The sequence below is a fragment of the Mesorhizobium yinganensis genome (genome assembly GCF_040081985.1).
Taxonomy (GTDB): Bacteria; Pseudomonadota; Alphaproteobacteria; order Rhizobiales; family Rhizobiaceae; genus Kumtagia; species Kumtagia yinganensis.
The window spans coordinates 11573-24251 of record NZ_JBEBMH010000027.1 but is presented as its reverse complement, the minus strand read 5'-3'; the positions used below and the strand labels follow the sequence as shown (position 1 = coordinate 24251).

The 12679-nt window shown below is 62.6% G+C and carries 11 protein-coding genes and 1 pseudogene; 9 read left to right on the top strand and 3 right to left on the bottom strand.

Annotation, left to right across the window (positions count from 1 at the left end; all coding sequences use genetic code 11):
* Positions 1-5: 5 nt before the first annotated feature.
* The 6 genes and pseudogenes from ABMA59_RS29695 to ABMA59_RS29670 all read left to right on the top strand — a co-directional run bounded on the left by ABMA59_RS29695 (position 6) and on the right by ABMA59_RS29670 (position 4436).
* On the top strand, positions 6-434 hold the full coding sequence (locus tag ABMA59_RS29695; RefSeq protein WP_349008991.1) for a hypothetical protein: 429 nt from the start codon (positions 6-8) through the stop codon (positions 432-434).
* Positions 431-1069, top strand: coding sequence for an SGNH/GDSL hydrolase family protein (locus tag ABMA59_RS29690; protein WP_349008990.1), 639 nt, complete (start codon positions 431-433; stop codon positions 1067-1069). The genes ABMA59_RS29695 and ABMA59_RS29690 overlap by 4 nt, the downstream gene beginning before the upstream one ends.
* A 13-nt stretch (positions 1070-1082) precedes the next feature.
* Positions 1083-2525, top strand: a complete 1443-nt coding sequence (gene lpdA / locus ABMA59_RS29685) for a dihydrolipoyl dehydrogenase (RefSeq protein WP_349008989.1) — start codon at positions 1083-1085, stop codon at positions 2523-2525.
* 75 nt (positions 2526-2600) lie between these two features.
* Positions 2601-2856, top strand: a pseudogene (locus tag ABMA59_RS29680) (GlsB/YeaQ/YmgE family stress response membrane protein).
* 128 nt (positions 2857-2984) lie between these two features.
* Positions 2985-3947: a lipoyl synthase gene (gene lipA, locus ABMA59_RS29675; protein ID WP_349008988.1), complete on the top strand. Its 963-nt coding sequence runs from the start codon at positions 2985-2987 to the stop codon at positions 3945-3947.
* A 12-nt stretch (positions 3948-3959) separates the two neighbouring features.
* Complete coding sequence (locus ABMA59_RS29670; RefSeq protein WP_349008987.1) at positions 3960-4436, top strand: type II toxin-antitoxin system RatA family toxin; 477 nt, start codon at positions 3960-3962, stop codon at positions 4434-4436.
* A gap of 85 nt (positions 4437-4521) precedes the next feature.
* On the opposite strand, the gene ABMA59_RS29665 is transcribed toward ABMA59_RS29670, so the two are convergent.
* From ABMA59_RS29665 to ABMA59_RS29655, 3 genes are all read right to left on the bottom strand, one after another.
* Entirely contained in the window at positions 4522-5010 is a 489-nt protein-coding gene (locus ABMA59_RS29665) for a CinA family protein (RefSeq protein WP_349008986.1), read from the bottom strand.
* The gene (locus ABMA59_RS29660; RefSeq protein WP_349008985.1) at positions 5007-6215 is read right to left on the bottom strand and encodes a bifunctional 2-C-methyl-D-erythritol 4-phosphate cytidylyltransferase/2-C-methyl-D-erythritol 2,4-cyclodiphosphate synthase; all 1209 of its coding nucleotides are present in this window, start codon (positions 6213-6215) and stop codon (positions 5007-5009) included. The genes ABMA59_RS29665 and ABMA59_RS29660 overlap by 4 nt, the downstream gene beginning before the upstream one ends.
* A gap of 138 nt (positions 6216-6353) precedes the next feature.
* Positions 6354-8678 carry a calcium-binding protein gene (locus tag ABMA59_RS29655; protein ID WP_349008984.1) on the bottom strand — a complete coding sequence of 775 codons (2325 nt, stop codon included), beginning with the start codon at positions 8676-8678 and terminating at the stop codon, positions 6354-6356.
* Positions 8679-9002: 324 nt separating this feature from the next.
* Between ABMA59_RS29655 and dusB the strand changes: the two genes are divergently transcribed.
* The 3 genes from dusB to ntrC are packed head-to-tail and all read left to right on the top strand — an operon-like array spanning position 9003 to position 12606.
* Positions 9003-10028, top strand: coding sequence for a tRNA dihydrouridine synthase DusB (gene dusB / locus ABMA59_RS29650; protein WP_349008983.1), 1026 nt, complete (start codon positions 9003-9005; stop codon positions 10026-10028).
* Positions 10025-11143, top strand: coding sequence for a two-component system sensor histidine kinase NtrB (locus ABMA59_RS29645; protein ID WP_349008982.1), 1119 nt, complete (start codon positions 10025-10027; stop codon positions 11141-11143). The genes dusB and ABMA59_RS29645 overlap by 4 nt, the downstream gene beginning before the upstream one ends.
* Positions 11144-11151: 8 nt before the next feature.
* Positions 11152-12606 carry a nitrogen regulation protein NR(I) gene (gene ntrC / locus ABMA59_RS29640; RefSeq protein WP_349009047.1) on the top strand — a complete coding sequence of 485 codons (1455 nt, stop codon included), beginning with the start codon at positions 11152-11154 and terminating at the stop codon, positions 12604-12606.
* Positions 12607-12679 lie beyond the last annotated feature (73 nt).

Sequence of the window (12679 nt, the reverse complement as noted above, 5' to 3'; positions counted from 1 at the left end):
GTGCCGTGCGGGCTGTCCTGATCTTGCTGACGGCGTTTTTCCTGTCGCTGCTCGCCGGCGGGATCATTGCCCAATGGCTGGCAGTCGCAACCGGCGCGGGGGAGGAATATATCCTGGTACTCGTCGCCGTGCCGTTGCTGGCAATCATCTTCGCGGTGGTTTTCCTGTCGGCTCAACTGGTCGGCGACAGCATATCGAGCATCGACCGCGCGGGAAGATGGCTGCTGGCGATGCTTGCGGTGCTGACCGCGGCCTTGCTTGCATTCGAGGTTTGGGCGGTGGCTGGCGAGGTGGCGAAACTGAGGGCCGACTTGCCGATCATTGCCGGCCTCGTACTTCCGGGTCTTGCGATGGTGCTGGTCGACTGGTTGTTTCTGCGTTGGCGCGTCGGCACGCGACGTAGTGGATTTGGACGGAACGGAAGGGTTTTATGAAAAACATCCTCTGCTACGGCGATTCGCTGACGTGGGGCTACAATGCCGAGGGGCCGTCGCGGCACCCGGTAGCCGACCGCTGGCCGTCCGTACTTCAGGCCGAACTCGGCCCGTCGGTGCATGTCATCGCCGACGGTCTCAACGGCCGCACGACGGCCTTCGACGATCATCTCGCCGGCGAGGACCGCAACGGCGCGCGCACGCTGCCCGGCGTGCTTGGCACGCATTCGCCACTCGACCTCGTCATCATCATGCTCGGCGCCAACGACATGAAGCCGTGGATCCACGGCAACGCATTCGTTTCCAAGAACGGGATGGCGCGGCTGGCGCAGATCGTGCGCACGCATCCCTACCAATTGGCGGCGCCGCCGCCGAAACTGATCATCGTCTCGCCGCCGCAGGTCAGCCGCACCGACAATGTCGAGTTCACCTCGGCCTTCGCAGGCGGCAACGAGGCGTCGAGACATCTCGCGACCTATTACGAGGCGCTGGCAAAGGAGATCGATTGCGGTTTCTTCGACGCCGGCACGGTCGCGAAAACCACGCCGCTCGACGGTGTCCATCTCGACGCGGAGAACACTCGCGCGATAGGCAAGGCACTGGCGCCGCTCTCAAAAATGACCTTGGGCATCTAGGAAGGATTTTCCCGTGGCTCAATCCTACGACGTAATCATCATCGGCTCCGGACCCGGAGGCTATGTCGCCGCCATCCGCGCGGCGCAACTCGGGCTCAAGACGGCGATCGTCGAGCGTGAGCATCTCGCGGGCATCTGCTCCAATTGGGGCTGTATTCCGACCAAGGCGCTGCTGCGCACGGCCGAGATTTTTCACTATGCCGAACATGCGAAGAGTTACGGCCTGAAACTGGAAGGCAACGTGTCGCCCGATCTGAAGGCGATCGTCGACCGGTCGCGCGGCATCGCTCAGCGCATGAACAACGGCGTCGGTTTCCTGATGAAGAAGAACAAGGTCGACGTGATCTGGGGCGAAGCGAAGCTGACGAAACCCGGCGAGATCGTCGTTTCGAAGACCAGCAAGAAGCCGATGGAGCCGGTCGGCCCGATCCCGAAAAACACGCTGGGCGAGGGGACGTATCAGGCAAAACACATCATCATCGCCACCGGTGCGCGGCCGCGCGCGCTGCCCGGCATCGAGCCGGACGGAAAGCTGATCTGGACCTATTTCGAGGCGATGGTTCCGCCTTCGATGCCGAAATCGCTACTGGTCATGGGTTCCGGCGCCATCGGCATCGAATTCGCGTCCTTCTACCGCACCATGGGCGTCGATGTGACTGTGGTTGAGTTGCTGCCGCAGGTCATGCCGGTCGAGGACGCAGAGATATCGGCGCTTGCGAAAAAACAATTCGACAAGCAGGGCATGAAGATCCTGCTCGACGCCAAGGTGACGAAGGTCGAGAAATCGGCGGATTCGGTGACCGCTCATGTCGAGACCAAGGACGGCAAATCCCAAAAAATCACCGCTGACCGGTTGATCTCGGCGGTCGGCGTTCAGGCGAACATCGAAAACATCGGCCTAGAGGCGCTCGGCGTGAAGACCGAACGCGGCGTCATCGTCATCGACGGTTATGGGCGCACCAACGTTCCCGGCATTTATGCCATCGGCGACGTGGCCGGCCCGCCGATGCTGGCCCACAAGGCCGAGCACGAGGGCGTAGTCTGTGTCGAGAAGATCGCCGGCCTGAACGTCCATCCGATGGACAAGCTAAAAATCCCCGGCTGCACATACTGCAACCCGCAGGTGGCTTCGGTGGGCCTGACGGAAGCCAAGGCCAAGGAGGCCGGATATGACGTGCGCGTCGGGCGCTTTCCATTCGTCGCCAACGGCAAGGCTGTGGCGTTGGGTGAGGATCAGGGCCTGGTCAAGACCGTTTTCGACAAGAAGACCGGCCAGTTGCTCGGCGCCCATATGGTCGGCGCGGAAGTCACGGAACTCATTCAGGGTTTTGTCGTCGCCATGAACCTCGAAACCACCGAGGAGGAGTTGATGCACACGATCTTCCCACATCCGACGCTGTCGGAGATGATGAAGGAGAGCGTGCTCGATGCGTATGGTCGGGCGCTGAACGCGTAACGTTTGCGCAGCCGGAACCGAATGATGCACTGACCGTTATGTCGTCGCTGATTTTCCACGCGAAGGAGGGCAATCATGGATGTCAATGGTGTCGGCTGGATCGCGGCCATCATTATCGGTGGCTTGGCCGGGTGGCTGGCGGAAATGTTCATGAAGAGCAACATGGGCATCTTCATGAACATCATTCTGGGCATCGTCGGCGATCGTGCTCAATGCGATCCTCACGGCTTTAAACATCGGTGTCTTCGGGGTGGGCTGGATTGCCTACCTGATCACCGGTTTTATTGGCGCCTGCCTGCTGATCTTCGTCGGGCGTCTCGTGCGCCGCTGAACCTGTCGAACAGCTATGCTGGGAAGGCCGGTATGGTTTGCGCCGCCCGGCCTTTTTCTTTTGCATGGAAGGGCTTAAATGAAGCGCAGACCCGCCCGTCCAGGCAAGCCGAAGGCTGACGAATCCCGATGGTGACACTTGTCGATACGATAGCCAACCCGCGGCCGCGGCATCCCGAGAAGGCGCATCGGCCCGATCAGGAAGTGGCGCGCAAGCCCGACTGGATCCGGGTAAAGGCTCCGAATTCGAAGGGTTACGCCGAGACCCGCGAAATCGTGCGCTCGCATAATCTGGTTACCGTGTGCGAAGAGGCCGGCTGTCCGAACATCGGCGAGTGCTGGGACAAGAAGCACGCGACCTTCATGATCATGGGCGAGATTTGCACGCGCGCCTGCGCCTTCTGCAACGTCGCGACCGGAAAGCCAGGCCCGCTCGACCCGACCGAACCGGGCAGCGTGGCGCGCGCAGTGCGCAAGATGGGATTGCAGCATGTGGTCATCACTTCCGTCGACCGCGACGACCTGGACGATGGCGGAGCCCGGCATTTCGCCGCGGTGATCCGCAACATTCGCGCGCTGAACCCGGGAACCACCATAGAAATCCTGACGCCTGATTTCCTGCGCAAGGAAGGCGCGCTGGAGATCGTCGTCGCCGCGAGGCCGGACGTCTTCAACCACAACCTGGAAACCGTGCCGTCGAACTATCTGACGGTCAGGCCGGGCGCGCGGTATTTCCATTCGATCCGGCTGCTGCAAAGGGTCAAGGAACTCGATCCGTCGATCTTCACCAAGTCGGGCATCATGGTCGGATTGGGTGAAGAGCGGAATGAAGTTCTGGCGCTAATGGACGACCTGCGTTCTGCCGACGTCGATTTCATGACCATCGGCCAGTATCTGCAGCCTTCGAAGAAGCACCATCCAGTGAAGAAATTCGTCACGCCGGAGGAGTTCAAGTCCTTTGAAACCATCGGGCTTTCCAAGGGTTTCCTTGTGATGGCGTCGAGCCCGCTGACCCGCTCGTCGCACCATGCCGGCGAGGATTTCGCCAGGCTGCGCGCGGCACGCGAAGACGTGTTGAAGAAAGCCGTCTAGAGCCAGGATTTCATGCCGAAATTCGAAACGACAAGGCATGTCCGGCACGCGCCGGAAGCGATGTTCGCGCTAGTGGCCGATGTCGAAAGATACCCGGAATTCCTGCCGCTTTGCGAGGCGCTTTCTGTTCGCTCGCGCAAAGACCGCGACGGCCAGACCATACTGGTCGCAGACATGACCGTCGGCTACAAAGCGATCCGCGAGACCTTCACCAGCCAGGTGCACCTGAAGCCGGCGGAGAACCGGATCGATGTCCAATATATAGACGGGCCGTTCAAATATCTGAGCAATGTCTGGCGCTTCGAGTCGGCCGGGCTAGGTGCGTGTGACATCCATTTTTCCATCGACTACGAATTCAAGAGCCGGTTGCTCGCCATGGTGATGGGCTCGATGTTCGACCGTGCCTTCCGCATGTTCGCCGAAGCTTTCGAGAAGCGTGCCGACATTATCCACGGCTCTCCCGCGGGAGCAGCGCTCCGGCCTGCCTGACGCTTCGGGTTTGCTCTTATTCGCCAAGGCGACCGACGACCTCATAGGGCGATGTGCGCCTTCGCCCTATTGGCTGAATGCTTCCTCACCCCTCCAGCGCGGCGATCCCCATCTCCAGAGCGACCTTTACCGTCTGCCGGCGGATGAAGTCGCGGCCGTTGTTTTCGAAGATGCGCTTTTCGGCGATCGGTTCGTGCCCGGTCATGGCGAGCCCGAACCAAACGAGGCCGACCGGTTTTTCAGCCGACCCGCCGTCCGGGCCGGCGATGCCGGTGACGGCGAGCGCTATGCCGGCGCGGGAATTTTTCAGTGCGCCGGCGGCCATTTCCAGAACTGTCTGGCGCGATACCGCACCGTGCGCGTCGAGCGTCGCTTTCGAGACGCCGAGCATCTCCATCTTGGCTTCGTTGGAATAGGTGATGAAGCCGCGGTCGACCATCGAGGACGAACCGGGGATGTCGGTCAGCGTCGCGATGATAAGGCCGCCGGTGCAGGATTCGGCGGTGGCGGAGAGGACTTTCCTTGCCGCGCAGGCTTGCAGGAAGCGATTGGCAAGGTCTGCGATCTCGGTCATGCGGACACTTCTCCAGGATAGATGACGGTCGCGGTGGCGATGGCCGCAATGCCTTCCTCGCGGCCGATGAAGCCCAGGCGTTCGTTTGTAGTGGCCTTGACCGAGACGCGGCCCGGCCCAATGCTGAGCATTTCTGAGATTGCAGCGGTCATCGCCTCGCGGTGCGGACCGATGCGCGGCGCCTCGCAGATCAAGGTGATATCGGCATTGGCGATGCGCCCGCCGGCTGCGCGCACCAGAGAGGCCGCATGTTCGGCGAAGATGCGGGAGCGCGCGCCCTTCCATTGCGGATCGGAGGGCGGAAAATGCGTACCGATGTCGCCGGCGCCGCACGTGGCGAGCAGGGCATCGGTCAGGGCATGCAGGCCGACATCGGCGTCGGAGTGGCCGGACAGCTTTTTCCCGTGCGGGATTTTGACGCCGCACAGCCAGACATGGTCGCCTGCCTCGAACGAATGCACATCGTAGCCGTTGCCGGTACGCACATCCGGGAAGTGTGCGCCCGACAATCGCTGATCCGCCATCTCGATATCCCGCGCCCAGGTGAGTTTGATGTTGTCCGGCGAGCCCTCGACGAGTCTGACCGGTATTCCGGTCCATTCGGCGATCGCGGCGTCGTCGGTGAAATCGGTTTTTCCGGCATGATGCGCCTTCATGTGCGCTGCGTATATCGGCCAGAAAGGAAATCCTTGCGGCGTCTGCGCGGCGTAGAGGCCGTTGCGCGAGATCGTCTCCGAAACCGTTCCGTCGTTGCCGCCGCGCTTCAGCGTATCGGAGACCGCGAGCGCCGGAAGTGCGGCCTGGCGCTCGCCGATGGCAGCGACGGTGCGGTCGACAAGTGCCGATTCGACGAAGGGACGGGCGGCGTCATGGATAAGCACCTTCGCGGGAGCGGCCTCACGGAGCGCCTGAAGGCCGAGCCGGACCGAATCCTGCCGCGTCGCGCCACCCTCGACGACCCTCACCCTGCCGGCAAGCGTGCCTGCCGCCTGGGCGTAGAGCGCGTGATCATCCGAGTGGATAACCGCGACGATCGGGCCGATGGCCGGATGAGCGGCAAAAGCCTCGATCGAACGGCGGATAACCGTTTTGCCCCCGACTATGCGATATTGCTTCGGGCCGTCGCCCAGCCCCGCGCGTTCTCCACGCCCTGCTGCGACGATGACGACGCCGACCTTGCTGTCCGGTTTTGCTGCGACATCCATGCGAGACGCATAGAGCAAGTCGTGGCCGGATTGAACAGGCCTGTTCGTCAGTTGCCTGCTGGCTTCGCATTGGCACTATGGATGCCCGTTGTTTCCCTGGTCGCGCAAGTCATTTTGCCTTCCGCATCCGTGATGCGATCAGATCACCACAAAATCCGCGGCGGTCAGTTCCGGCCCGCCGGTCAGGACCGCGAATTTGACGTTGCCATAGGCGGAACCGGAACCGTCGGCATCGTAATAAAGAATGCCGGTCGCCGAATTGTAGATGATGCGGTCGTTGGCGTCCTTCGGTCCGTCGGCGATGTCCTTGAACGCGTCCACGGAGACCGCGCCGATGGACAACGCAGTGAACACGGCACGGCCGAGCTGGATCGTGTCATCGCTCGGGGAGAAGTCGGCTAACCTGTCGACGTTGCTCACGCCCAACGCGGTCGAGAAGACGAAGAAGTCGCGTCCCGCGCCGCCGGTGAGCACATCGTTTCCGCCTTTGCCGTCCAGCACATTCGTGCCGGCGCTGCCTTGGATCTCCTGGCCGAATTCGTTGCCGGTAAGATCAATGGCGACGCGATTTCCGACATAGACGTTGGTGATCAGTTCCACCGCCGCTCCGGCATTGAGCGCGTAGTTTGACAATACGATGACTGTGTCGAAGCCGCCGCCTTTGGTCTCGATAATGGTGTCCGAAGAATCGGCGGCGAAATAGACATCGTCGCCCAGCCCGCCGGTCAACGTGTCGGCGCCTCCGCCGCCGATAAGCCGATTGGCGCCGCTGTTGCCGGTGAGCACATTGTGGAGGTCATTGCCCGTGGCGTCGATTGCCGCCGCCCCCGTCAGCGTCAGCTTCTCGACATTGGCGGTGAGGCTGTAGCTGATGCTCGAGAAGACCGTGTCGGTTCCTTCTCCCGGTTTCTCCACCACGACATCGCCGGCATTGTCCACGAAATAGGTGTCGTTGCCTGCTAGCCCAGCCATTCTGTCGGCGTCACCGAGGCCATCCAGCAGATTGTTGCCGGCTGTGCCGGTGAGCGTGTTGGCGAGTGCGTTGCCGATGCCCTTGGCCGCCGAGCCTGCCAGGACAAGCTTTTCGACATTGTCGGAGAGCGTGTAGGAAACCGTGGAACGCACGGTGTCGACGCCCCCTCCGGACTTCTCGGTGACGATGTCCTTGACGTTGTCGACGTAATAGTAGTCGTTGCCGGCACCGCCGATCATCGTGTCGGCGCCTTGCCCGCCAAAGATCCAGTCGTTGCCGGCGCCAGCCGTCACCCAGTCATTGCCGCTGCCAAGATTGAAGCGGTCATCGAAACCTGTTCCGACGAACTGGTCCGCCGCGTCTGTCCCGATGAGGTCGATGGCGGCTTCACGCGGATCGAAAACGCTCGCAAAGATGCCTCCCGACGTTCCGGCCTTGTCGTAACTGACGACGACGCGACCGTCCGCCAGTGTCTCGATGTCGGGCCGGGAAAGCGGATCGGCGCCGGAGGCGACGACGAACACGCCGCCATCCGCTGTTCCGTCGGCTTTCATGACGCTGCCGCGGATTTCGCCGCCTTGCGCCCAGACGATCATCACCCGCCCGTCATCCAGCGCGGTCATGGCGAGATCGGCGGTGCCCACGCCCACGATCGTGTTCGACAATTGCACGGGCGCACCGGCATGGCTGCCGTCCACATCGAAGACCTTCAGAACGATGTGGCCGCCCGAACCGATCGCCATGGCGAGGTTGCCCCCGGCGAGTTCTGTAACGGCGGTCATGCCGACGCCGCTGAAGAGATAGATGTCGCTCGACATCAGGTTGCCCTGGCCGTCGAGAACACGCAGGCGTGCGCTTCCGTAACCGTCGCGCCATGTGACCGCGAAGTTGCCGCCCGAGAGCGCAGTCAGGCCGAGATCGGGTCCGCCTGAGATGGTGTTCCAAGTGCTTACCGTGACGCTTTCGCCGGTGAAGGCGTCGAGCGCCGGGTCAAAGACGCGCGCCTTCACGGAATGCGCGATGTCGTCGTAGTAGACGACCGCGAGATTGCCGTTCGTCAGCGCCGCCACCTGTGGGTGAATGGCATCGCCGCCGGAGTCGACGACGACGGACTTGCCGGCGAAATAGGGCGCGTTGAGCGCTGCCTCGTCATAGAAGCTGAGCCGGATCGAGCCTGGTGTGCCGGGGCTTCCCCGATCGGTGAAGGCTACGACCTGAAAGGCGCCGAGCGTCGCCATGGAGGCGTCGGCCTCCGCCCTGTCATAAGGGCCGCCGGCGCCGCTTCTCGCCAGAATTGCCCCGTTCAGGTCGGCGTTCAGCCGTTCGATGCGTACGTCCGTATCCCAGAAATTGTCCGCCGTTCGGTCCTGCGTCCAGGCGATATCGAACTGTCCATTGGCGAGCGCCAGGATGTGGCTGTCCGTTTCCGGGAATCGGCTGCCTGCGGCGGTGACACGAAAATCGGCGATGGTCTTTTGTGGGGCGGGCATATGAACTCCGGCTGTCCTGAAACGAGACAACACACGCCGTTGCCATGCGACGACGCCGGTTGTCAGCCTCCTCTCGCAAAGCCCGTGCCCCGGAGGATCTATGGGGTAAATTTCAGATGAGAGGCGTGGGCCTCGGGCTCTTTTCGGGGTGCGCTCCGCTCGTCCCGTCGGAAAAATCGCCGCCGTTTGCGTGCCGCATGGTTGCCTCAGTTGCAAAGCAAGGCGTCATGGGCGCCGCGACAATTTCGACCCTGGCGATGGTTGCAGTCCAAGAGGTTTCTGTCTAGGAATTGAGCATGCGAGAAAATTGCTTCGTTTTTGTGCATGACTGACGTCTCAAGATTAATCCAGCCGCTGGCGGTCGGCAATGTGACGATCCGCAACCGGGTCTTCCTGGCGCCGATGTCGGGCATTACCGACCAGGCGTTCCGGTCGCGTGCGCATGCACATGGCGCGGGCCTGGTCGTGTCCGAAATGGTGGCCAGTGAAGAACTGGCGAAAGGCCGTGCCGGTTCGCACCTGCGCATCCGCCATTCGGGGCTCGATGTCCACATGGTGCAGTTGGCGGGCCGGGAGGCCGCCCACATGGCCGAAGGCGCGCGCATCGCGGCCGGCGAGGGCGCCGACATCGTCGACATCAACATGGGCTGTCCGGCCAAGAAGGTGACCGGCGGCTACGCAGGCTCGGCACTTATGCGCGATCTCGACCATGCATTGACCCTGATCGACGCGGTGGTAGGCGCGGTCAGCGTACCGGTGACGGTGAAGATGCGGCTCGGCTGGGACGAGAGCGCGCTGAACGCACCGGTGCTGGCGCGTCGGGCGGAGAACGCGGGCGTGCGCATGGTGACCATCCATGGGCGCACCCGCTGCCAGTTCTACGAGGGCAGGGCTGATTGGCGTGCGATTCGGCGCGTCAAGGAGGCGGTGTCGGTCCCGGTGGTTGCGAATGGCGATATCGGCACGGTTGCAGATGCCGAAGTTGTGCTTGAGCAGTCGCGCGCAGACGCAGTCATGGTTGGTCGGGCGAACTACGGTGCGCCGTGGACCGCCGGCTCCATTGCAGCCGGAGCAGGGGTTTCGGATGGCATTCAGCCGCCGCGGCACGAGGCGCTCGCCGACTATGTAGTGGCTCACTACGAGGACATGCTGTCGCTCTACGGCATCGAAAGCGGCCTGCGCCAGGCAAGAAAACACCTGGGCTGGTATCTCGACCGCCACGCGCCGCACACGGACGCCGATTTGAGGGCGCAGGTGCTGAGGTCAGTTGATCCTGCGAGGGTGATCGAAAGCCTGCGCCGCGTCTTTGCCGCCGTCGAAGAACCATCTGCGATTAGGAGCGCGGCATGAACATTGCCTCACCGCCGCCAGACGCGGCCGCCCAGATCGTTCTCAACACGATCCGCCGCCCAGTGATCATGATCGGTCCGAGCGGTCTGATCGTCTACGCCAATGCGGATGCCGAGGACTTTTTCCGCTCCAGCGCCGCGATGCTGGCGCGCGCCACGTTGGCGAAGTTCGTACCGTTCGGCAGCCCGATCCTGACGCTGGTCGATCAGGTGCGCGAGCGCGCCGCGCCGGTCAACGAATATCGCGTCGACATCTCCTCGCCGCGACTTGGGATCGAGCGGGTGGTCGACCTCTATGTCGCGCCGGTTCCCGAACTGCCGGGCTCGGTGGTCGTCATGTTCCAGGAACGCTCGATGGCGGACAAGATCGACCGGCAGATGACGCATCGCGGCGCCGCGCGTTCGGTGACTGGTCTCGCTGCCATGCTGGCACACGAGATCAAGAACCCGCTGTCAGGTATTCGCGGCGCTGCACAATTGTTGGAGACCGTGGTTTCGGACGACGACCGGGCCCTGACCCGGCTGATCACGGACGAGACGGACCGGATCGTCTCGCTCGTCGACCGTATGGAGGTGTTTTCCGACGAACGGCCGATCGACCGCCATCCGGTCAACATCCACGTGGTGCTCGACCATGTGAAGGCCATCGCCAGGAACGGATTTGGCAGCAAGATCAAGATCTTCGAAGATTATGATCCATCGCTTCCTTCGGTCTATGCAAACCGCGACCAGCTCGTGCAGGTGTTTTTGAACCTGATCAAGAATGCCGCCGAGGCGACCGGCAATACACCGGCTGCCGAGATCACCCTGTCCACGGCGTTTCGCCCTGGCATCCGGGTCACCGTTCCGGGCTCGCAGGATCGGGTGTCGCTGCCGCTGGAATTCTGCGTGCATGACAACGGCCCGGGCGTGCCGGACGATCTGCTGCCGATCCTGTTCGACCCCTTTATCACCACGAAACCCAACGGCTCCGGGCTGGGTCTCGCCCTGGTCGCAAAGATCGTCGGCGAGCATGGCGGCATCATCGAATGCGATTCGACAGTCCGGGGAACGACGTTCCGCATCCTGATGCCCGCCTGGAAGGAAGCGCCTTCCGGAGATGGGAGCGCCCAATGAGAGGTGACATGAAGCCGCGCGGCAACATCCTCGTGGCGGATGACGACGCCGCCATCCGCACCGTTCTCAACCAGGCCCTGTCGCGCGTCGGCCATGAGGTGCGCGTCACCTCCAACGCGGCGACGCTTTGGCGCTGGGTGGCTGCCGGCGAGGGCGACATCGTCATCACCGACGTGGTGATGCCGGACGAAAATGCCTTCGACATGCTGCCGAGAATCAAGAAGGCGCGGCCGGAACTGCCGGTCATCGTGATGAGCGCGCAAAACACGTTCATGACGGCGATCCGCGCCTCCGAGACCGGGGCCTACGAATATCTGCCGAAACCGTTCGACCTCAACGAGCTGCTCAACATCGTCAACCGCGCGCTGTCGGAGCCGAGGAGACCGAAGGGCGAGCCGGCGCATGACGAAACACCCGACTCGATGCCGCTGGTCGGCCGCTCGCCGGCCATGCAGGACATCTACCGGATGCTGGCGCGCATGATGCAGACCGATCTGACGGTGATGATCACCGGCGAGTCGGGCACCGGCAAGGAACTGGTGGCGCGCGCACTGCATGAATATGGGCGCCGCCGCAACGGGCCGTTCGTGGCGATCAACATGGCGGCGATCCCACGCGACCTGATCGAATCGGAACTGTTCGGCCACGAGAAGGGCGCCTTCACCGGCGCGCAGAACCGATCGACCGGACGGTTCGAGCAGGCCGAGGGTGGTACGCTCTTTCTCGACGAGATCGGCGACATGCCGATGGAAGCACAGACGCGATTGCTGCGTGTTCTCCAGCAAGGCGAATACACGACAGTCGGCGGTCGAACCCCGATCAAGACCGATGTGCGTATCGTCGCGGCGACCAACAAGGATCTTCGCACACTCATCAACCAAGGACTTTTCCGCGAGGATTTATTCTATCGAATCAATGTCGTACCGCTTCGCCTTCCGCCACTACGCGAGCGCGCGGAAGATATTCCGGACCTCGTCCGCCACTTCTTCAAGCAGGGCGAGCAGGAGGGTTTGCAGACCAAGCGCATTTCCTCGGGCGGCATCGAACTGATGAAACGCTACCCGTGGCCCGGCAATGTGCGGGAGCTTGAGAACCTTATCCGGCGGCTGGCGGCGCTCTACGCGCAGGACGAGATTTCGGCTGAAATCATCGAGTCGGAGCTGAAGACCGGCGAACAACCGTCGATGCCGGGTGGCCGGTTGCTGCCGGACGATCTGTCGATCGGGCAGGCGGTCGAGCACTATCTGCAACGTTATTTCGCGGCTTTCGGCGGCGACCTCCCGCCGTCGGGACTTTATCAGCGCATTCTGGCGGAGGTCGAGTTCCCATTGGTGCTGGCCTCGATGACGGCGACGCGCGGCAACCAGATCAAGGCGGCGGACTTGCTCGGCCTGAATCGCAATACGCTGCGCAAGAAGATCCGGGAACTCGGCGTCAACGTGTATCGGGCAGCGAAGACCTGACATTGCCGGAGTTGGCCTGGGATCTCACCCGGCCCGCGCTTCCCACCGCTCCGCCTTCCCTGAATATTGGGGA